The organism is Streptomyces flaveolus, assembly GCF_044765825.1.
Taxonomy (GTDB): domain Bacteria; phylum Actinomycetota; class Actinomycetes; order Streptomycetales; family Streptomycetaceae; genus Streptomyces; species Streptomyces flaveolus.
The window spans coordinates 182930-202802 of sequence record NZ_JBIWKU010000009.1 but is presented as its reverse complement, the minus strand read 5'-3'; the positions used below and the strand labels follow the sequence as shown (position 1 = coordinate 202802).

Genomic DNA, 19873 nt, shown 5'->3' with positions numbered 1-19873 from the left:
GGTGACGCATGCCCCGCAGGAACCTTTTGGGAGCCGCCTATTCGCGAGCGCGCAAAGCGTGCGAGAGGGCGTCAACGGTCACGTTCACTACGGCCAGGAGCTGTGCCGGGCTCGCCCCGGCTCTGCTCATGACGGCGAGAGACTGGTTCACGGCCGCCGCGTGGACAGCGAAGGCTTCGGCGTCCTGGTCGGTCATTCGGCCCGCCGTCAGCGCCGCTCGCAGACGCAGGCGCTGGAGGCCGAGCGCCTGCCTGGCGTGCGCCGCGACGACCGGGCTCAGCACGGGAATCGCCATGGCCGACTGAGTGATCAGGCATCCATCGGGCACTTCGGGATCGGCGATGCGTTCGAGGGTGACGTCGAAGAACGCGCGGACAGCCGCAAGGGGTTCGGAGGCCGCGCACGACAGGGCGGCGTCGTACTTGTCGCCGTAACGCGCGGCGTAGCGATCCAGGCAGCGCAGGAAAAGCGTGTCCTTGTCGCCGAGCGAGGAGTAGATCGAGCTGCGGTTGAGGCCGGTTGCCCGCGACAAGTCGTGGACTGAGGTGTCGGCGTATCCGGCGCGCCAGAACTGGATCATCGCGGCGTCGAGCGCCGTGTCCATGTCGAACTGCTTCTTGCCTGCCACGTGGCACTTCCTTGCCGGTGAGTCGGTGCTCCGGATGCTGCCCGTCATCCTATCTTGAACTGATCGGTTCAAGATGTGCTAGCCTTCCGGCGTGATCATGACCAGGCGTCGCCGCAGACCGATGCAGAGCGGCCTGGCCGTCCTGCCGGCCTCGTCAGGAGCAGTGACCTCCTCAATCGCGGACATCGCCCGAGCGAGCACGGCCCTCGGGCGAACCGCCGGACCAGCACACTCCAACACCACCGATGGAGGAACTCATGACCGTCTCCGGAAGCAGCCCCGTCCGCGACCTGCCTCTGCACGACCTGGCCGGATTCACCCACCGCTGGGTCGACGCAGACGGCATCCGCCTTCATGCCGTCGAAGGCGGCCGGTCGGCCGGCCCGGCTGTCGTCCTGCTCGCCGGGTTCCCGCAGACCTGGTGGGCCTGGCGGAAGGTCATGCCCAGCCTCGCCGACCGGTTCCGTGTCATCGCGATCGACCTGCCGGGCCAGGGCCACTCAGACCGCCCGGAGGGGAGCTACGACACCCACACGGTCGCCGCCCACGTCCACGCCGCAGTCACGGCGCTCGGAGTGCCGGCCTACTGGCTGGCCGCTCACGACATCGGGGCCTGGGTGGCCTTCTCCCTCGCCCTCAACCACGAAAGCCAACTGCGCGGGGTCGCCCTGCTCGACGCCGGAATTCCCGGCATCACCCTCCCGGAAGCGATTCCCACGGACCCCGCCCGGGCGTGGAAGACCTGGCATTTCGCGTTCCACCTCGTGCCCGACCTGCCCGAGACCCTGCTCGCCGGCCGCGAACGGGAGTACGTCGGCTGGTTCCTGAAGGCGAAGGCCCTCGATCCCGGCACATTCGACGACGCCGATCTCGACCACTACGCAGCGGCCCTCGCCGCCGACGGCGGCCTCCGGGCCTCCCTCGCCTACTACCGAGACGCCGCTGAGTCGGCGCGCAAGAACCACCAGGCGCTCGACCGGCAGCATCTGACCGTGCCCGTCCTCGGAATATCCAGCAGCCGCGGCTCCATCCCGGACATGGCGGCCTCCATCAGCCCATGGGCCGACAAGACCACCGGGGTCGTCGTGCCCGGTGCCGGGCACTTCATCCCCGATGAGCAGCCCGAAGCCGTCGCTGCCGCGATAGCCGACTTCATCACCGGCGGCGACTGACGCCGCTCAGGCCTGCCGGGCTGCGCACCCGCCCGGTGCGCACCGCCGGCAGCGTCGTCCTGAACTGTCGGGATGCATGACAGAAGTCCGCCGTGAAGTCCGCCTGTACGTCGGTCAGCCCCGCGTCGCCAGGCCGAGGAGACCCGGCATGGTGAGCGGCTCCATCACCCGCCCTGCTTCCCGGTCGACCGGTCCCGGCACGGACAGCCCGATGCCCCCGACGTGGGAAGCGGGGACATCGGCCGCGGCGATCAGGTCCGGGACCAATTCCGCCCCATCGCGGTCTGCGAGGCGCAGGGCTACGCCTACGACGCGCTGCTGCGCGCGGCAGCAGGCGCGGAGACCTGACCTGCGTCAGGCCGATCGACCGCTGCCTCGGGAGGTACGGTCGCCTGCGTTGGGCGCCTCGGCCCGCGCAGGCCGGCTTCGACCGGCGAACTGCACCTCGGCCGCCGGCCCGGACGGCTTGGGCCCCCTTCTGGTGCGCCACCATACGAACAGCGCGCCGGTGAGCAGGGGGCACGCCAGACAGGCCGTTCGGTGACGGGTGGCGAGAGTGCGGCGCGGGTGACCGGAGGCGGGCGAACACCGGATCCGTGTCGTGGGCGCGTTCCAGCGCGTCGTCGAGGAGACGCCCGAGCTCCGCTTCGACGGCCCGGGCCGCGTCGCGGGCCGTGAGCGGACCGTCGAACCGCCCGACCTGATCGGCCACCGTGGGCCGCGGTCCCAGCATGCACAACCCCTTGTCGCTCCCGATCACCCGCACGCCAGTGCTTCGGCTGAGTGCCCTTCTATGGATGCGCCGATCCCCGGCCCACCGGCCCAGCAGCGGTCGCCTCATGGCGGCGCGTCACCCCGGGTACGCTCCCGGTGGCGCACCTCATCGAGACCCGCCAGCCCTTCCAGTCGGCGCACCGGCCGGGCGGTTCGGTGGTTGTGGACGAGCCGTTCCCGGTGCCGGTCGAGGAAGGCCCAGTAGCCGGACGTGTAGGGGCACGCGCGCTCTCCGGTCCGGTCGCCCGGCCGGTAGCGGCACGGTCCGCACAGGTCGCTCATCCGGTGCACGTAGGCGCCGCCCGACGTGTAGGGCTTGGTCGTCATGCGGCCTCCGTCGGCGTACTGGGACATGCCGACGACGTTGGGCACCATGACCCAGTCGTACCCGTCCACGAAGCAGCGGTGGAACCAGTCCATGACCGCGGCGGGGTCCCAGCCCCGTTGGAGCGCGTAGCTGCCGAGGATCATCAGCCGGGGGATGTGGTGGGTCCACCCGGTGTCCCGCACCTGGGCCAGAACCGTGTGCAGGCACCGCGCCTCCACCGCGTCCGCATCCAGCCCGTTCCACCAGCCGGGCAGCGGGGCGGTGTGCCGCAGGACGTTGGAGCGCCGGTACTCCTCACCGAAATACCAGTACAGCTGCCACACGTACTCGCGCCAGCCCGCGATCTGCCGGACGAACCCCTCCACGCTGTTGAGCGGTGCCCGGCCGGCGCGCCACTCCGCCTCCGCCTGCTCGGCGCACTCGGCGGGATCGAGCAGACCGAGGTTGAGCGAGGACGACAGCAGGCTGTGACTCATCACCGGGTCCGCGGCGAGCACGGCGTCCTCGTAGGGGCCGAAGGTGGGAAGCCGGTGGATGAGGAACCGCTTGAGTGCCGCCCGTGCCTCGGCACGGCTGTGGTGCCCGTTTTCGGGCCGGAGAGCCAGTAGCGGCTGATGCGGTATCCGGTGGTCTCGGCCAGGAGCAGGTAGGAGGCGTCGGGCGCCAGGAGAAGGCCGTTGGCGAATTTCAGCCCGTCGCGCAGCACGGTGACGGTGCCGTCGGAGGTGCGACGTACCAGGAGGCCGGTGCAGGAGTGTTCGAAGACGTCGCCGAGGTAGCTCTCGAGGTGCCAGCGGCGGGTGGAGACGGTGAACCAGATGGTGCCGTCCGGGCCTTCGGTGACGTTGCTGGCGAAGGTCAGGGGCCGGCCCGCGACGGTGTCGACGAGTACGTCGACGGATCCGTCGGGGGACATGCGCAGCAGTCCCCGGTCGTGGTCGCAGATCAGGATCGCGCCGTCCCTGGAGGGCTGCAGCCCCAGCGGGCGGCCTCGGGTGTTGCCGATGGCGGTGCGGTCGCCGGTTGTCGGGTCGATGCGGAGGATGGTGCCGTCGGCGAGTCCGGTGAGCAGGCGGCCCCGTGGGTCGAAGATCACGTCCTCGGGACCGTGGCCGCCGGTCGGGATGCGGCGGGTGACGACGAAGGGACGCGTGGCGTGCGTGCGGCCTTGGTTGGCGGGGGCCGGGGGCGGGTTCCAGCGGCGGGGTGAGAGGAATCGGCGTGTCGGGGTCACGGTTGGCTTCCTGCCTGGGTGTCGACGATGTCGGGGGGCATCTGCGGGGCGGCGGAACCCCCGCCCACCGACAATTCACCGCGTCTGGGGCTGGGCATCCGAGGAAGACGGCCCGGACATCGACCCCTGCTGAACAGCTGCAGCCCGCCACGAGGTGGACCGGCGCGTCCTGCGCTTCCAGCACCTGGCCCAACAGGTGCCCGCCGTCTGCGCGCAACTCGACCTGCCCGAGCGGGAGCGAGCCGACGTGGCCGCCTACATGCGCGTCATGACCCCGTGGATGAGCTGCCACCACGCCTGCCAGGCCGCGAGCCGGCGCCACGACGCCCCTCGGGTGGTGCCGCCTTCGCGCCCCGGGCACTTCGACGAAGTCCTGCGCTCCGGCGCCCGCCGGCCGCGGCGTGGAGCGCGTCCGGAGCGCAGGGCCGCTCTCAGCAGGAAGCGGTGACGTTGCCGCAGTAGATCCAGCCGTAGAAGTCGTGGGGCGTGCCGTTGCCGGCTGTGTACCTCACGTAGTACCAGCGGTTGCCGGCACTGTTGTATGCGTAGTGGCTCCAGTACACCCAGGAGCCGGGGTCCGTCCGTATGACCACGTCGCACGAGGCCGCGTAGCACTCCCTGATCGGCGCTGAGCTCGGTGTGGTGGTCCGGGTCCATGCGGCAGCAACGGCGTCGCCCGTGGGACCGGGGGCGCTTTGGCCGGCTGCTGCGGAGGCGGCAGGGGCCGCAGCGACCAGACCCATGGGCAGTGCGGCCACGCTCATGGCGGCTGCAGTGATCTTTGCGTTGAACACCACGACTTCCCCCTCGCAGAGATTTGGCATGGGCGCGACCATCGTGGGGGCGGGGGTCGCTTCCATGCAGCCTCACGAGAAGGAATGTCCGGTATCTTCCGCGTACTTGTCCTGTTCTCAGGGCCCGTCCCGCGAGAGCTGCTGTGTCCTGCGACTCGGACTTCACGCCTGTGGCAGCCTGTCGTCATGCTGGCGAGCTGTTCGACCTGGCCCCACCTGCTCCATGAACCAGCGCATGATCTCGTAGGGGACGACGAGTTCGTCATGACCGTGGAGGTGGACGGTCGGCCAAAGGTGCGGATCCTCGTCGGGACGAACGCCACCAAGAAGGCGGCTCCGGGACGGTGCCTGTCGGCGCTGGGGTTCTCGACCTTCGCGGCCGGCACCGGGTCGGCTTCGCTCAGCTCCACGGCCCAGGCATCGTCGGGCTAGGCGGCTGCCGCATCGCGTTCCGGCAAGACGGAAAGCAGTGAAGGACGCCAGGGCCGCTCCGTCGCGGCCCCCGATGGCGGTGCGTCGGTGACGCCGGAAAGCCTGAGATATGAGTGTGCTTCGGCTGCGCGAGCGTGTTCCGGAGAAGCGTATGGAAGCTCCGCCGAGACCGCCCTGATACGCGTCGGTCGCGCACGACCCCTAGTTTGGTCTAGACCAAGAAGGGTACGGTTACCTCGCCACCATGGAACGCCCCACGGTCTTGGTGGTGTGATTGACATGCTCATGCCTGACTGCCCTCGGGTGGGCAGGCGCCAACCCCCACACAGGAGTTGTCATGAAGAGCAAGAGGATGCTGGCCGTCGCCATAGGCGCGGGAATCGCCCCGCTGCTGGCCGTGACCCTGCCGGCCGGCAACGCGAGCGCGCACGGCTACATCTCCTCGCCCCCCAGCCGCCAGGCCCAGTGCGCCGCCGGCACGGTCTCCTGCGGTTCCATCAAGTACGAGCCGCAGAGCGTCGAGGGCCCCAAGGGCCTGATGAGCTGCAGCGGAGGGAACTCCGCCTTCGCCGAACTCGACAACGACAGCAAGGGCTGGAAGGTCACCCCGGTCAGCCGGACGACCAGCTTCAACTGGCGGCTGACGGCCCAGCACGCCACCTCCACCTGGCAGTACTACGCGGGCGGCCGGAAGATCGCGGAATTCAACGACGGAGGTGCCCGGCCCGGTGCCACCGTCACCCACCAGGTCAACTTCGGCAGCCTGACCGGCAGGCAGAAGGTGCTGGCCGTGTGGAACATCGCCGACACCGCCAATGCCTTCTACGCCTGCGTGGACGTGAACGTGAGCTGACGCGGTGCCGCCACCCGGCCCTGCTGGGCCGGGTGTGCCACGGTGCCGGGAGCGCCCGTCGCCCCCGGGGGACCCGGCACCGGACCGCCTCTCCCTCACCCGGTCGTCCAGCGGCCGGGGACCATCGGACGACCACATGGAAGGGTGGGTACGACGGTGGAGAGAACCGGCGCGCGAAGCCGTCACCTCCCTCGGCAGTCCGGCCCGGCGGAAGCCGGGAACGGCGGACGGATCACCCGAGCGGTCGGGTCACTGGCCGACAAGATCCAGTGGTGCGGTCCGGCGCTCCTCCGGGTCTCCGTCGGCGCGGTGTTTCTCTGGTTCGGCGTCCTCAAGTTCTTCCCCACGGCCAGCCCCGCCGAGGGGGTCGCCGTCCGCGCCGCGACGAAGCTCACCCTCGGCCTGCTGCCGCCGGACGTGACGCTACGGGTGCTGGCGGCAGCCGAAACGGCCATCGGTCTCGGCCTCGTCACGGGGGTCCTGCTCCGCGTGGCCCTGATGGGGTTCTTCGCCCACATGACCGGCGTCTTCTCCGCGCTCCTGCTGCTCCCGGGCGAGATGTGGCAAGGGGACGTGCCGGTTCCCACGCTGGAGGGCCAGTACGTCATCAAGAACGTCGTCCTGGTGGCGGCCTGTCTCGTGGTGGCGGCCGACGAGTGGAGCCGGACGGCGCCGCCGTGAGCACGCCCGGGGCACCGGATCACGACCGCACGCCGAGCCGCCGCCCGTCCTGCCCCGCTGCGCCGGCCAAACCGCCCCCAGCCGCGGCACGCCTCCCCCCACAGCCCACCAGCCGTCACATTGAAGACGAGGTCCCATGAACCGACACGGAGTCACCGCCGCGGCCGCCGCGGCCTTGCTGGGCACCGTTCTTGCCACCGGCCTCGCCGCCGGCCCGGCGACCGCCGCTCCCACCGCCACCGGCGAGGCCAAGGCCCGCGTCGGCGCCGACTGGGCCACCGGGTCCGTCGTCTACACCGCCGCCGAGGGGCAGACCAACGACCTCCACGTGATCCCCATGGACCATGGCGCCGGGACCCGCCGGATCGGCTTCCGCGACCAGGTCCCGCTCGCACCCGGCGACCACTGCGCGTACCTCGAACCCGGGGACGACACCTTCGTCGTCTGCGAACTTCCCACCGGCGACGCCCGGCCGGAGCGGATCGACGTCTTTCTCGGCGACGGCGACGACACGATCGTCACCAGCGACCCCGCGGTGGGTACGGTGCGGGGCGGCCCCGGCGACGACACCCTGCACGCCCACACCGCGCACACGGTGCGCGGCGACGCGGGCGACGACATGGTCATGGGCCGCGCCGTCCTGGACGGTGGCGACGGCGCGGACCACCTGATGGGCGACGACGGCGACCAGTGGCTGGCGGGCGGCCGGGGCGACGACATGATCGAGACGTACGGCGGCGCGGACACGGTGTACGCCGGCCCCGGCGACGACCACGCCCTCGGCGGAGACGGCGACGACCTGCTCCTCGGCGGTCCCGGCGACGACAGCCTGCATGGTGAGGAGGGCGATGACCTGCTCCTCGGCGGCCCCGGGACGGACACCGTCGAGGGCGGCCCCGGCCGCGACATCGTCCTCTGACACACGCTCCGCGACACGGCCTCCGACCGGGCAGGCGCGTCGAGGCGCGTCGTCCCCGGCGGCACACCGTGTGGTCCCCACCGACAGGGGGGACGGGCGGTGGCGAACGCACGCCCACGGCCCCGCACGGTCCGACGAGACGTTCCTGGACCGCCCCCGAGCGCTGCGGCAGGGTGGTACCGCTGGCGCGGCGGCTGGCGGCGAGGGGATTCACCGTGCTTGTGCCGGACCTGCCGGGCAACGCGCGGTCACGGGCCGTCGTACGCCGGATGCCCGACGTGGTGCGGACCGCCGACGTCCTTGCCCGCTGGCACCGGCGGCTCGTGCCGGGGCCGAGTCTGCTGGTGGCCAACTCGGTCGGCTGTCAGGTGGCCGCGGCCCTCACGTACCGTCATCCGAGTCTTTCCCACAGGCTCGTCATGCTCGGCCCGGCACTCACCCCGGGGGCGTCCGCCTGGCGCCAGGCAGGTCGGTTACTCGCGGACGCGCCCCGAGAGCAGCTCTCCCTGATCGGGTTGGCCGCCGCGGACTACCTGCTCACCCTCGTCGTGCGCGGGGCCGGTGACACCATCGCATCCGAGGCCTGGACCCGGCGCATCACGCAGCTGATCGCCGACGGACGCGCCATCGAGGTACCGGACGCCGCGCACGCGGCGCACTACAGCAAGCCGGAAGCCGTGGCCAAGCTGATCGAGGCATGTGCGGCGGCAGGGGAGCACCGATGAAACCACCGGCCTCGTCCGACCCGCCCGACCGCCCCTCGCCCCGCTTCCCGCACTCGGATCCTCGGCCGCCGTCCCCGCACGGGGCTCACCGTCTGCCGTCCGCCCGCACGGTCCGTCGGTCGCCGTGGGTGCGCCTGCTGCCCGGTATCTCCTCCGAACGCCGCGGCTTCGTCCTCGCCTGGTGGGGATTCGCCCTCACCTTCGGCGGCATGCGCCTGCTCACCTGGCTGATCCACATCGACGTGGCCGGAGTGGGAGACGTCCAGGCCGGCGGCGTGCACATCCACCACTACGTGTGGGGCATCCTGCTGCTCGCGGTCGTGGGCGCGGCGGGCCTGGTCAAACGCTCGGCACGCGCACGGGCCTGGATGGGGCTCACCTACGGCGTCGGCATGGCCCTGATCGTCGACGAGGCGGCGCTGTTGATCAGCCTCGAGGACGTGTACTGGGACACCGAGGGCTGGGTCAGCATCGCGCTGGCCATCGCACTGATCGCCGTCGTGGGAGGCGTGCTGGCGGTGACACGCGGGCGACGTGCTGCGACACGGAACCGAAGCGGCGGTTCGGCCGACGAGCGAGAGCCGTCCCCACGTCCGCAGGAGTGACGGCGCACCCCCCCGACTGCTGATCAAACAGTGACGAGCCAGGTCTCCGGCGGGGAACACGTCTCGGTGCCGGTGCCTGGGCGAGGGCGCTGGGGATGTACCGCAACCGGTACTCCTGAGGCCGGAGCCTCGAGAACAGCGGAAGCGGCGGTGACGGCAGCAGTTGCCGACAAGGCGGTGGTCGGCGGGCCTAGTCCAACGTGTAACTTCCCGCCGCGTAATTCGATGGCGCGTGCGGAGACGTGCGATCACCCTGATCCAGTGACAGAACCCAAGCATCAGATCCGAGCCGTGCACACGGACTCCACGATCACCGTCTACCAGGCGTACTCGCCGGAAATCGGTCTTGCCGCGGCCCGAGACGGCCGTTTCCCGGCGACGTGGCAGCGGGACCGGATGACGTGGATCAAGCCGTCGTTCCTGTGGATGATGTACCGCTGCGGATGGGCCACCAAGGAGGGACAGGAGAAAGTCCTCGCCGTCGAGATCACTCGAGAGGGCTTCGAGTGGGCGCTGCGTCACGCCTGCCTGTCCCACTACGAGCATGGGCTCCACACCGACCGCGCCGCATGGAAGCGCCAGTTGAGAGGAACTCCCGCCCGGGTGCAGTGGGATCCCGAACGCGACCTACAGCTTCAGCCGCTTCCGCACCGATCGCTACAACTCGGCCTCGCCGGCGAAGCCGCACAGCTCTACGCCGACGAGTGGATCGTCTCCATAGCCGATGTCACACCGCTGGCTCGCGCGATCCACGCCCATGTACGAGACGGAGAGTCGGACCTCGCCCGGCAGCTCCTGCCGCGTGAACGCCCGTACCCCGTGAGTGATGAGGTGCTGGCCCACCTGCACCGGTAGGCCAGCGCCACCGACTACGGCGTCGGGCTGGGAAAGCAGCTCTGTCTGGGCTCTGGACCGATTCCTCAGCCGTGGGGGTGGAGGACGACTTTGGTGTAGCCCTCGACGCGCTTGTCGAACTTCTCGTACGCCGACGGCGCCTGGTCGAGAGGCAGCTCGTGGGAGACGACGAAGCTGGGCTGCGCGCGTCCCTCGATGATCAGGTCGCGAAGGTGCCGGTTGTAGCGCTTGACGTTGCACTGACCGGTGCCCATACGCAGCCCCTTCTCGAACATGCGGCCGATGGAAACCATCAGCATGCCCTGCTTGGCCTGCTCGTCCGGCCCGCCCGGATCGCTCGGGACGTACAGTCCCGGCACACCCAGAGCGCCCGTCGGCCGTACCGTCTCGACCAGCGAGTTCAGAACGATCGCCGGTTCCTCGCGCGCCTCGCCGCCGACCTGGGCCTGGTAGCCGACCGCGTCGATGCCCTTGTCCGTGCCCTGCCCGTCGGTGTGCTCCTTGATCTGCTCCACCGGGTTGCCCTCGGCGAAGTTGACCGGGATGGCCCCGATCTCCTCGGCCTTCTGCAACCGCTCGGTCACCCGGTCGACCACGAACACCTTGCTCGCCCCGCGCAGCAGCGCGGAGTAGGCGGCCATCAGTCCGACGGGGCCACCGCCGTAGACGGCTACGGTGTCACCAGGGCGGACGTCAGCCAGTTCGTTGCCGTGGTAGCCGGTCGGGAAGATGTCGGCGAGCAGGATGAAGTCGGTCTCCTTCTCTGTGCCCTCGGGGAGCTTCAGGCAGTTGAAGTCCGCGTAGGGCACCTTCACGTACTCGGCCTGGCCTCCTACGTAGGGACCCATGGCCACGTAGCCGTACGCACCCCCGGCGAACCCCGGGTTCACGGTCAGGCAGAAGCCCGTGAAGCCGGCCGTGCAGTTCTTGCAGAAGCCGCACGCCACGTTGAAGGGCATGACGACCCGGTCACCGCGGCTGAGCGACGTCACCCCCTCACCGACCTCCTCGATGACGCCGAGGTTCTCGTGGCCGAAGACGATCCCCGGCTCGGCGGCGGTCCGACCCTCGTACATGTGCAGGTCCGAACCGCAGATGGCGGTGGACGTGACACGTACGATCACATCGTTCGGGTGCTGAATCCGAGGATCCTCCACCTGCTCGACCGCTACTTCGAACGGTCCCTTGTACACGACGGCCTGCATCGTCGAGCACCTCCACTCAGCGCACTCGCTCGATCACTTTCGGGAACAGTGGCTTCTCGGGAGCGTCTCCATGCTCTGCTGAGAAACCAAGATCCATACAGCTAGTTCAGTTCTTTGTGGGTTCCCTCACTGTCCAGACTGGTCCAGGATGCAATGCTTTGCACGTAGAGAAAGCAAATTTCCGGTTATGTGGCACGGAAAGGATCAGCAATCGTGACACGACGTCTCGGCGTACTGCTCGTCCCGGTCTCCGGGCTGTCCGGCACCAGCTATCCGGTGGGGACACGGGTAGCCATCCGGGGGACCGGGGCCTCCGTCGACGGCTTCGTGGACGGTGACTGGCTGCCGCTCGCGTGGTGGGAGTTCTCGGATGCCCAGCCGGACGACACGCCTCTTGCCTGAGCACGCTCGGGCGTGATGGTGCGACGCCTGAGTGAAGTGCGGAATGCGCGACTGGGTGGTCCCGTCCATGCTCGGCAAAATCTGCCGGCCTCTGTGGTCAGCCTTCGGTGTGCGGTGTCGACGGTCACGGCTGTAGCGCTCCAGTCGGCCCGGCGAATGTGCTGGTCGCGGCTCCGTATCCGGACGCCGGGGGCTTCCCCCGCGGCCGGTGGACCGGATCACCCGCGAGCATCACGCCGGGTCCTCCGCCCTCGGTGTCCCCGCCTCCGCACAAAGGGCCCCGTTGAGGCCGCCCGGACCCGCCACCGGCCTCAAGCGACTGCTCGCGGTCGACGAACCGCGTGCCCTCGCGGGCCCGGCCGGGGCCTCGCGGGCCTCCACCGGCGCCTGCCGGCCGGGTGCCGTGCCTGACCGTGCCCTTACGGACTGCCCCTGGGCCCAGCTGCTACCGGCTCGCCGGCCCCGGCCGCCACGTCCTCGCGACGACCCTCGACCTTGTGCCGACGGACAGGCGCGGCGACGGGAGAGAACCCCGTTGGCCACTGGGAAGACAACTTCACCGATACTTCAGAAGGCGCGGCACGCAACCGAGCGTCCGCCGCCTGATGAACAGACCTCCCTCAGAAAGGCCCAACGCGGTGACGACCGTCGCATACCAGGGTGAACCCGGCTCCAATTCGGCGACCGTCGCGCGTGCCCTGTACCCGGGCGCCGCCGAACTGCCCTGCACCGGCTTCGAGCAGGCCCTGGACGCGGTGACCCTCGGGGACGCCCACCTGGCTGTGATCCCGGTGGACAACTCCGCGGCCGGACGCGTCGCCGACGTCCACCACCTGCTGCCGGAGTCGGGGCTGTTCATCATCGGTGAGTACTTCCTTCCCATCCGCTTCGATCTGATGGGCGTCCCCGGCACCACGCTGGACCAGGTGGAGTGCGTGCGCAGCCACGTGCACGCCCTGGGCCAGTGCCGCAAACTGCTGCGGGAGGGCGGCTGGCGGACCCTGGTCAGCGACGACACCGCCGGGGCGGCCCGGGAGGTGGCCGAGCTGGGCGACGCGCGGCACGCGGCCCTCGCGCCGCCCGCCGCGGCCGGGCTGCACGGCCTCGACGTCCTGCGCGCAGGGGTCGAAGACGACCCGGACAACACCACGCGGTTCGTCGTCCTGTCCCGGCAGGCCGCTCCCGCCCCTGACCCGGGACAGCCGACGATGACCAGCCTGTTCTTCAGCGTGCGCAACATTCCGAGCGCGCTGTACAAGGCCCTCGGAGGATTCGCCACCGGAGGGGTGAACCTCACCAAGATCGAGAGCTACCAGATCGGCGCGGGGCTCAACGCCAGCCGCTTCTACGTCGAGGCCGAGGGCCACCCCGACGAGCGCCGCGTCGTCCTCGCCCTGGAGGAACTGCGGTTCTTCTCGTCCGAGGTGCGCGTCCTCGGCGTCTACCCTGCCCATCCGCACCGGCTGAAGGTCTGACCGGGCGGGGAGGCGGTGTGGTCCGGAACAGCGCCGCGGCCGACGGAACGCCGCTGCGCGACGGCACGTGCCTGTACCCGCGTGCCGTACGACCTCGCGCACACGGCGCCGGTGACGGCCGGATCCTGGCCAGTGTCGTCACCTTCGACGGCGACAGCGGCATCGGCGCCCTTCACAAGAGCACTGACGACGGCCCCACCTTCCACGGGATGGGCCGGTGGGCGACGCGCACGCCAACCCCGCGGACACGGGCACCGCAGCCGGCATGCGCACTGAACTGGAGATACACCGCAATGTCGCGGTGTTCGCCGTACCCGTCCCGGCGGATATCCGGACCGAGCCGCGTGAGGAGGCCTGCTGGACGAACGCACCGGTTTCCGAGCCCTGGCGGCGGACCGTTTCTCAGGCAAGCAGATGCCAGAGGCGTGCCGGTCACCGGGCGGTGGTCCAGCTGTCAGCCGAGGTGTTTGACGACCGCGTCGGCGACTGCCTTGGCACTGGCGGGGTTCTGCCCGGAGATCAGCCGGCCGTCCTCGACGACGTAGGAGTCGAAGGGCTTCTCCGCGGTGCTGTAGGACGCCCCGAGCTTCTTCAGCCCGTCCTGGAGGCTGTAGGGGACGGCGTCAGCGCGCTGCGCGAGTTCCTCCTCGGGCCAGGAGAATCCGGTGACGTCCTTGCCCTTCACCAGGGGCTCCCCGTTGCTGAGGGTGACCTCGAGCAGTCCGCACGGGCCGTGGCAGACGGCCGAGACGAGACGGCCGGTTTCGTAGAACCGGGCGATGAGGGTCTCCAGTGCCTGGCTCTGGTGGAAGTCGAACATCACGCCGTGCCCACCGGTGAGGTAGATGGCGTCGTAGTCCTCGGCCTTGACCTCGGCCACGGAGACGGTGTTCTCCAGCTTGTCCATGAACTTCCGGTCCGCGTAACGCTTGTCGGTGCCCAGCTCCCCGAGGACGTCGTGGGCCAGGCTCTCCGGGTCGAGCGGGACGTGCCCGCCGTCGATGCTGGCGATCGTGAGCTCGTAACCGGCCTGCTCGGCGACGTCGTAGAAGTGGGTCAGCTCACCCAGCCACAGGCCGGTGCGGTAACCGACCTTCTCGTATTCGCCGACGCTCGTGACGATGATCAGGATGCGGTTGGTCTTGGCGGCCATGACGCGGCCTCCCCTTCAGAGTTCCTCGGCGGACGCAGTCCTCCCGCTGCGGCTGGCTTCGTCCCGGGCCTGGCGGGCCAGACGGGACAGCAGCGACCGGAACTGCTTCTGTTCGGCAGGCTGCAGAGCGGTCAGGGCCGCCTCTTCAGCCGCGGTGACCCGCTCCTGCAGCGTCCGGAAGGTCTCGACGCCCAGCGCGGTAGCCACGACCTTGCGTGCTCGCCGGTCGGCTGGATCCGGCTGCCGCTCGACCAGCCCCGCCTCCACCAGGTCGTCGATCACATACGGCAACACCGAGCGGTCGATCCCCAGGTAATCGGCAAGCCGAGACTGATTGGGCATGGCCTTGCACACCACGGTGTACAGCAGCTGATACCCGCGGCCACCGCGCGGAAGATCAGCGACGCACGGCCCCACCTGCGTCTTGTAGTGACGCATCAGCATCCCGATCGACCAGCCAAGATCACACTCGGCCGCTTCGGGGTACGGGCCCTCGCTGAGGCCTGCCATGCCTCGAGCCTAACGCGGACCGTATGTGAGGCAACTCAGTTGCATCACATACCAACGTGCTCGAGCGCGTGCCGTCATCCGCGATGCCCGGGGACGTCGACGGGATGCCGTGGGACGACCTCCCCGCGTGGGTCGCCGGCGTTCAAGGGTCCCGCCCGCCGGCCGACCTGACGGCGTACGAAGCGCGGCTGCCTGTGCAATGCGAGCTGCTCGGCCTGCCGGTCGGCAGCATCGAGGACGCCTTCACGGCGGCGACCGGCCCGAACATGAGCGAGATCAACTGGGACGGCCTGTGCAGTCCCGACGCGCCCGACGTCGCCGCACGGGCGGGCTTTTTGGCACCGGTCACCCGGGCAGCGGGGTGGTGGTCACCGAGTGCGGCGACATGCTCATTACGGGGCTGCGAGAGGGACCGTGGCGACGAGGTGGCCGTCACGGTCCGGCCGAGCAGTATCCAGGGCGTTCATACGGGCGGCCAGGTTCCCGATCACAAAGATGTGACGGCATGTATGCAACCAGCGAATTCGCGATGCCTGAGCACCATTTGAGCAATGCCTCCGGCGGACTGCTTGCACAGGCAATGGCGCCGAGGGCCGAGCTGGGCGCCTGAGCGGCTTCGTCATGCTGGTGGCGCGGAGCGGCCCGGCGGAGACGAGGACGACGAACTGCCGGGGACGGGGCAGTCGCCGAACGCCCCTGAGGAGCAGGCCGGCATCGGCGGGCTGAGGCCCGCCGGCTCAAGGCCATGGCCCGGGTCCCGGTCCTCGCCGACCACGACGAGCCGCTGGGCGACCAGGCCGCGGACCGGGTGGTGGCGCGGGCCGTACGCCGCGAGCTGGCGGCGGCGCCGGCCGGGATCAGGGTGCCCGGTGTGACCGCGCGGCGCCGCCACCCATCGTCCCCTACGGACCGACGGCCCAGTGCCAGGCCGTGCTGCCCGGCTTCTGCGGCGCCCACTCGATGGCCGTCCGGGTAGTGCGGCGGTGTGCGAGATCGGGTCCCCTCCGCAGCTCCAAGTGTCCCGAACGCGCGCTGCAGACAGAGTCCTGCGTTTCGTAGAGACCTACGGCTTGCTGCATCCCCGGTCCCTCCCGGCTGCCATGCTTCCCTGCCGTGCGGAGTTGCCCGGCCGGCCGTGGCGGATAGCGGCCACGGCGTAAACCCGCCGTGGCACATCATCCCTTTACCGCCCGTCGCGCTGCCAATGTGTCGTCACCGCAGCATCAACAGCGTCTGGAAAGCGGGCCCTTGCGCCTTACCGTTCTGGTCTACTTGGGGAGAGCGATGCGTCCGATATCGCGTACGGCATTGGGGGCGGCCACAGCCGCAGTCCTCGCCTGCACGGTGATCGCACCGTCCGTGGCAGCGCCACAGGACGACGTGATCACGAAGAGACCGCTGACCGGCAGTGCGGCTGCCGCCACCGATGGGAACAAGCCGGTCACCGTCACGCTGGTCACCGGCGACAAGGTACTGGTGAGCACCGACAGTTCGGGCAACGCCGCGGCCACCGCACTGGCCCGTGAGGACGGCACCGTCCCCCTCGTCCAGACCCGCCGCTCGGGCAAGGACCTGTACGTCTATCCGGACACCGCGGTGAAGGCGCTCGCCGAGGACACCGTCGACGAGGAACTCTTCAACGTCACCGGGCTTGTTCGCCAGGGGTACGACGACGCCCACGCGGACTCCGTACCGCTGATCGCGACCTACTCAGAAAACACCGCGCGCACTGCGCCCGCCACCCCGCGCGGCGCCGAGCGGGGCCTCGCCCTCCCGGTCATCGACGGCGTGGCGCTCAAGGCCGACAAGAAGCAGACCGCCGGATTCTGGTCGGATGTCACCCGCCCCCGGTCCCGCTCCGCCGCCGGACTGAAGAAGCTCTGGCTGGACCGCAAGGTCGAGGCCAGCCTCGACCGCTCCACCAAGCAGATCGGCGCCGACCTCGCCTGGGCCGCCGGGTACGACGGCAAGGGCACCAAGGTCGCCGTCCTGGACACTGGCGCTGACGCCGACCACCCTGACCTCAAGGGCCGCATCACCGCGTCGAAGAACTTCACCGACTCCGAGACCACCGACGACCGCACGGGCCACGGCACCCACACGCTTTCCACCGTCGGCGGCACCGGTGCGGCCAGTGACGGGAAGAAGAAGGGCGTCGCCCCCGGCGCCGACCTGCTCGTCGGCAAGGTACTCAACGACAGCGGCTCCGGCGACTCCTCCTGGATCATCGCCGGCATGCAGTGGGCCGTCGACCAGCAGGCCGACGTCGTCTCCATGAGCCTGGGCAGTCAGACCCCCACCGACTGCACCGACCCGATGAGCCTGGCTGCCGAGGAACTCGGCAAGAGCAAGGACACCCTGTTCGTCATCGCGGCCGGCAACTCGGGCCCTACTCCGAACACGGTCTCCTCCCCGGGCTGCGCCCCCAGTGTGCTGACTGTCGGGGCGGTCGACCGCGACGACTCCACCGCCTGGTTCTCCAGCCGCGGGCCCGCGATCGGCGCGCACACTCTCAAGCCCGAGATCGCCGCCCCCGGCGTCGACATCTCCGCCGCCGCGGCGGGCGGCCGAGGCGTCTACGCCTACCAGTCGATGTCCGGTACCTCGATGGCCACCCCGCACGTCGCGGGCGCCGCCGCCCTCGTCAAGGAACGCCACCCCGACTGGACGGCCCAGCAGGTCAAGGCGGCCCTCGTGTCGTCCGCCAAGAGCGACATCCCCGGTGACGTACGCGAGACCGGCGGCGGCAGGCTCGACGTCAAGGCCGCCATCGACACGACGCTCACCGGCGCCCCCGCCGTCCAGGGCGGCACCTTCAACTGGCCGCAGGACAAGACGGACCGCACCACGGTCCGGATCCCGTACACCAACACGGGCGACAAGCCGGTGAAGCTGTCGCTCACCCTTCAGGGTGTCACGGGCAACGACGGTTCGGCCGTCCGGTCCTCCGTCGCCGCTCTCGGAGCGAAGAGCGTCACCGTGCCCGCCGGAGGGACAACCGATGTCCCGCTGAAGCTCGACCCGACCGCCCGCCTCCAGGACAGTCAGTACGGCGACGTCACCGGCCGGGTGCTGGCGACCGCCACCGGCGGCGTCAAGGTCTCCACCCCCTTCTCGCTGTACGTCGGGGCCAAGACCGTCACCCTGCGCGTCAAAATGATCGACCGCAACGGCCGGCCCGCCGCCGGCTCGTCCTCGCTCGATGTCATCGGCACCGACACAGCCACCGGCGAGCGCCGCTTCAACGACGGCTCGACCGACCAGGTCTACGAGGTGCGCCCCGGTGCCTACTTCGTCTCCAGCTTCATCGTCTCGACCGACCCCGAGGACGCCACGGGAAGACTCGTCAGTTCTGTCGGCTACCTGGCCAGGCCGCAGCTGAACGTCACCAAGGACACCACCTTGGTGCTCGACGCCCGCAAGGCGCACCGGATGAAGCTGAGGACCAAGGACCGGGTCACCGAGACCCGCAGTGCCACCCTCGCCTTCGGCCGCAGCTGGGACGACGTCTGGCTGCACTCCGGGTCCATCGCCGGCGGCAGCGTCGTCAAGGACTATCTGGTCGACATCCAGGGCAGGGCCCGGGACGGTGACTTCGAGTTCGACAGCTTCTGGCGTGCCTACGCCCCGCAGATCGAGAAACTCGCGGTCGTCGGAGGCGCCACACTGCACCCCACCCCCGCGTCCAGTGGGTCCGTCAACCTCGACGGAACAGGGCAGGCCGCACTCATCGACGTCGGCACCGGTACGCCTGATGAGCTGAAGGCCGCCGAGGTCTCCGGCAAGATCGCCCTGGTCCGTGTCACGGACGACGGCCTCGTGGTCACTCAGGCTCGCAACGCCAAGGCCGCCGGCGCCGTCGCGATCATCGCGCACCGCCCGTCCGCGGGTCCGTGGAAGCCGTCCGTCGGATACGGCGCGGCGCCCCTGCCCTCGCTCGGGATCGAGACGGACGAGGCGGCCGCTCTGGCCGCGGCGCTGGCAGCCGGACCGGTGAAGCTGAGCTGGAAGGCCACCGCGGCCAGTCCGTTCGTCTACAACCTGGCCTTCCCCGAGACGGGCACCGTCACCTCGGACCGCACGTACAAGGTCGAGGACAGAACACTCGGCAAGGTCGAGTCCGCGTACGAGTCGATGGGCGTCACGGCGGACTTCGTCGACACGCTTCTCGCCGCCCGTCCCTACGGCGCCACGTTCGGCGTCGGCGCCTTCGACAGCGTCGCCGCCCCGAGCGCGCGCACCGAGTACTACTCGGCGGGCGACAGCTCCTGGCAGCGTTACCTCTCCTCCAGCTTCCCCTGGGGCGAGTCCATGGTCGACCGGGCGCGCACCTACCAGGCCGGTTCGCACCGCACCGAGAAGTGGTACGGGGGCATCCTCGTACCGTCCGCGCCCCGTGACAGCCAGGGCAGGGAACAACTCGCCGGCGAACGCCAGGACAATCTGATCGGCGTCGCGCCCGGTTTCTGGAGCGACAATGAACACAGCGGCCTCCAGGGCTCCTTCGGAGACGTGGGCAGCATGCGGCTCAGCAGTGGCGGCACGGTGCTGGGCGAATCCGGCTGGCCGTCCGGGGTGTTCACGGTTCCGGCCGGGGACGCCGCGTACGAGCTCAGCATGACGACCATGAAGCTGGGCCAGCCCGCCGCCGTGTGGAAGCGGTCGACCATGACCCAGACCATCTGGAAGTTCCGTTCGCACCGGGACGAGAACGCCTACTCCCAGGGCATACCGCTGCTCTTTCCGGGCTACGACCTGCCCTCGGACGGCATGAAGACCCTGGCGGCGAAGGACGGCCTGAAGATAGGCCTGAGCGTCTCTGGCCATGCCGGCTACACACCCGGCAAGCTCACGGCGGCCAAGGTCTCGTACTCGTACGACGGCGGTGAGACCTGGACGGCGGCCGCCACGACACAGCAGGGCGGCCGTTGGACCGCGACCGTGAACCACGCGGACGCGGCCGGCAAGCCGGTCACGTTGCGCACCGAACTGACGGATGCCCACGGCAACTCCGTGGTCCAAACCGTGACCGACGCCTACGCAGTGCGCTGACGTCGGGTCACCCGGCCGGTCCGCCGGGCGCGCCCTCCCCATGGACGCACCGCGGACCGGCCGGCCGGAGCCGGCC

Annotated in this window: 20 protein-coding genes and 1 pseudogene; 14 read left to right on the top strand and 7 right to left on the bottom strand. The window is 70.0% G+C overall.

Features of this window, described 5'->3' with window-relative positions; all coding sequences use genetic code 11:
- Nucleotides 1-37 precede the first annotated feature (37 nt).
- On the bottom strand, nt 38-628 hold the full coding sequence (locus tag ACIRG6_RS26480; RefSeq protein ID WP_364824280.1) for a TetR/AcrR family transcriptional regulator: 591 nt from the start codon (nt 626-628) through the stop codon (nt 38-40).
- Between the two features lie 257 nt (nt 629-885).
- On the opposite strand from ACIRG6_RS26480, the gene ACIRG6_RS26475 reads away from it, so the two are divergent.
- On the top strand, nt 886-1800 hold the full coding sequence (locus ACIRG6_RS26475) for an alpha/beta fold hydrolase (RefSeq protein WP_403324775.1): 915 nt from the start codon (nt 886-888) through the stop codon (nt 1798-1800).
- A 222-nt stretch (nt 1801-2022) separates the two neighbouring features.
- Nucleotides 2023-2148 (top strand): hypothetical protein, encoded by a 126-nt coding sequence (locus ACIRG6_RS26470; RefSeq protein ID WP_403324774.1) that lies wholly within the window; start codon nt 2023-2025, stop codon nt 2146-2148.
- Nucleotides 2149-2637: 489 nt separating this feature from the next.
- On the opposite strand, the pseudogene ACIRG6_RS26465 reads toward ACIRG6_RS26470, so the two are convergent.
- Nucleotides 2638-3477: pseudogene (locus ACIRG6_RS26465) on the bottom strand (cryptochrome/photolyase family protein); the annotation flags it as partial.
- Entirely contained in the window at nt 3378-4136 is a 759-nt protein-coding gene (locus ACIRG6_RS26460; protein ID WP_403324773.1) for an SMP-30/gluconolactonase/LRE family protein, read from the bottom strand. The gene ACIRG6_RS26460 and the pseudogene ACIRG6_RS26465, both read right to left, overlap by 100 nt.
- Nucleotides 4137-4290: 154 nt before the next feature.
- Here ACIRG6_RS26460 and ACIRG6_RS26455 point away from each other — a divergent pair, with 154 nt between their 5' ends.
- Complete coding sequence (locus ACIRG6_RS26455) at nt 4291-4584, top strand: hypothetical protein (RefSeq protein ID WP_403324772.1); 294 nt, start codon at nt 4291-4293, stop codon at nt 4582-4584.
- Here ACIRG6_RS26455 and ACIRG6_RS26450 read toward each other — a convergent pair.
- On the bottom strand, nt 4568-4729 hold the full coding sequence (locus tag ACIRG6_RS26450) for a hypothetical protein (RefSeq protein WP_318216226.1): 162 nt from the start codon (nt 4727-4729) through the stop codon (nt 4568-4570). The two genes, ACIRG6_RS26455 and ACIRG6_RS26450, sit on opposite strands and share 17 nt — an antisense overlap.
- A 465-nt stretch (nt 4730-5194) precedes the next feature.
- On the opposite strand from ACIRG6_RS26450, the gene ACIRG6_RS26445 reads away from it, so the two are divergent.
- From ACIRG6_RS26445 to ACIRG6_RS26415, 7 genes are all read left to right on the top strand, one after another.
- A complete protein-coding gene (locus tag ACIRG6_RS26445; protein ID WP_403324771.1) occupies nt 5195-5362 on the top strand; it encodes a hypothetical protein in 168 nt (55 codons plus the stop codon).
- A 337-nt stretch (nt 5363-5699) separates the two neighbouring features.
- Nucleotides 5700-6215, top strand: a complete 516-nt coding sequence (locus tag ACIRG6_RS26440) for a lytic polysaccharide monooxygenase auxiliary activity family 9 protein (protein ID WP_225636531.1) — start codon at nt 5700-5702, stop codon at nt 6213-6215.
- Between the two features lie 309 nt (nt 6216-6524).
- The gene (locus tag ACIRG6_RS26435; protein ID WP_392135874.1) at nt 6525-6896 is read left to right on the top strand and encodes a hypothetical protein; all 372 of its coding nucleotides are present in this window, start codon (nt 6525-6527) and stop codon (nt 6894-6896) included.
- A 136-nt stretch (nt 6897-7032) separates the two neighbouring features.
- Nucleotides 7033-7815, top strand: coding sequence for a calcium-binding protein (locus ACIRG6_RS26430; protein WP_403324770.1), 783 nt, complete (start codon nt 7033-7035; stop codon nt 7813-7815).
- 68 nt (nt 7816-7883) lie between these two features.
- Entirely contained in the window at nt 7884-8540 is a 657-nt protein-coding gene (locus tag ACIRG6_RS26425) for an alpha/beta fold hydrolase (RefSeq protein WP_403324769.1), read from the top strand.
- Nucleotides 8537-9145 (top strand): hypothetical protein, encoded by a 609-nt coding sequence (locus ACIRG6_RS26420; RefSeq protein ID WP_364685006.1) that lies wholly within the window; start codon nt 8537-8539, stop codon nt 9143-9145. The genes ACIRG6_RS26425 and ACIRG6_RS26420 overlap by 4 nt, the downstream gene beginning before the upstream one ends.
- A gap of 225 nt (nt 9146-9370) precedes the next feature.
- The gene (locus tag ACIRG6_RS26415; protein WP_403324768.1) at nt 9371-10000 is read left to right on the top strand and encodes a DUF4291 domain-containing protein; all 630 of its coding nucleotides are present in this window, start codon (nt 9371-9373) and stop codon (nt 9998-10000) included.
- Between the two features lie 65 nt (nt 10001-10065).
- Here ACIRG6_RS26415 and ACIRG6_RS26410 read toward each other — a convergent pair whose 3' ends face one another.
- Nucleotides 10066-11205, bottom strand: a complete 1140-nt coding sequence (locus ACIRG6_RS26410; protein WP_364685008.1) for a glutathione-independent formaldehyde dehydrogenase — start codon at nt 11203-11205, stop codon at nt 10066-10068.
- Between the two features lie 210 nt (nt 11206-11415).
- Here ACIRG6_RS26410 and ACIRG6_RS26405 point away from each other — a divergent pair, with 210 nt between their 5' ends.
- Nucleotides 11416-11607 (top strand): hypothetical protein, encoded by a 192-nt coding sequence (locus ACIRG6_RS26405; RefSeq protein ID WP_318216452.1) that lies wholly within the window; start codon nt 11416-11418, stop codon nt 11605-11607.
- 638 nt (nt 11608-12245) lie between these two features.
- Complete coding sequence (locus tag ACIRG6_RS26400) at nt 12246-13082, top strand: prephenate dehydratase (protein WP_364685010.1); 837 nt, start codon at nt 12246-12248, stop codon at nt 13080-13082.
- 454 nt (nt 13083-13536) lie between these two features.
- Here ACIRG6_RS26400 and ACIRG6_RS26395 read toward each other — a convergent pair whose 3' ends face one another.
- Together ACIRG6_RS26395 and ACIRG6_RS26390 are read right to left on the bottom strand one after the other, a co-directional pair.
- On the bottom strand, nt 13537-14235 hold the full coding sequence (locus ACIRG6_RS26395; RefSeq protein WP_403324767.1) for a type 1 glutamine amidotransferase domain-containing protein: 699 nt from the start codon (nt 14233-14235) through the stop codon (nt 13537-13539).
- A gap of 15 nt (nt 14236-14250) precedes the next feature.
- Nucleotides 14251-14745 (bottom strand): MarR family winged helix-turn-helix transcriptional regulator, encoded by a 495-nt coding sequence (locus ACIRG6_RS26390; protein ID WP_403324766.1) that lies wholly within the window; start codon nt 14743-14745, stop codon nt 14251-14253.
- Nucleotides 14746-14801: 56 nt separating this feature from the next.
- On the opposite strand from ACIRG6_RS26390, the gene ACIRG6_RS26385 reads away from it, so the two are divergent.
- Nucleotides 14802-15293: a hypothetical protein gene (locus ACIRG6_RS26385; RefSeq protein ID WP_403324765.1), complete on the top strand. Its 492-nt coding sequence runs from the start codon at nt 14802-14804 to the stop codon at nt 15291-15293.
- 736 nt (nt 15294-16029) lie between these two features.
- Nucleotides 16030-19797, top strand: a complete 3768-nt coding sequence (locus ACIRG6_RS26380; protein WP_403324764.1) for a S8 family peptidase — start codon at nt 16030-16032, stop codon at nt 19795-19797.
- Nucleotides 19798-19873: the final 76 nt, after the last annotated feature.

Coding starts and splice junctions, on each gene's coding strand:
- ACIRG6_RS26395 (WP_403324767.1), bottom strand. CDS start 14,235: ATGGCCGCCAAGACCAACCGCATCCTGATCATCGTCACGAGCGTCGGC.
- ACIRG6_RS26415 (WP_403324768.1), top strand. CDS start 9,371: ATGGCGCGTGCGGAGACGTGCGATCACCCTGATCCAGTGACAGAACCC.
- ACIRG6_RS26410 (WP_364685008.1), bottom strand. CDS start 11,205: ATGCAGGCCGTCGTGTACAAGGGACCGTTCGAAGTAGCGGTCGAGCAG.
- ACIRG6_RS26440 (WP_225636531.1), top strand. CDS start 5,700: ATGAAGAGCAAGAGGATGCTGGCCGTCGCCATAGGCGCGGGAATCGCC.
- ACIRG6_RS26380 (WP_403324764.1), top strand. CDS start 16,030: ATGCGTCCGATATCGCGTACGGCATTGGGGGCGGCCACAGCCGCAGTC.
- ACIRG6_RS26390 (WP_403324766.1), bottom strand. CDS start 14,745: ATGGCAGGCCTCAGCGAGGGCCCGTACCCCGAAGCGGCCGAGTGTGAT.
- ACIRG6_RS26475 (WP_403324775.1), top strand. CDS start 886: ATGACCGTCTCCGGAAGCAGCCCCGTCCGCGACCTGCCTCTGCACGAC.
- ACIRG6_RS26420 (WP_364685006.1), top strand. CDS start 8,537: ATGAAACCACCGGCCTCGTCCGACCCGCCCGACCGCCCCTCGCCCCGC.
- ACIRG6_RS26430 (WP_403324770.1), top strand. CDS start 7,033: ATGAACCGACACGGAGTCACCGCCGCGGCCGCCGCGGCCTTGCTGGGC.
- ACIRG6_RS26445 (WP_403324771.1), top strand. CDS start 5,195: ATGACCGTGGAGGTGGACGGTCGGCCAAAGGTGCGGATCCTCGTCGGG.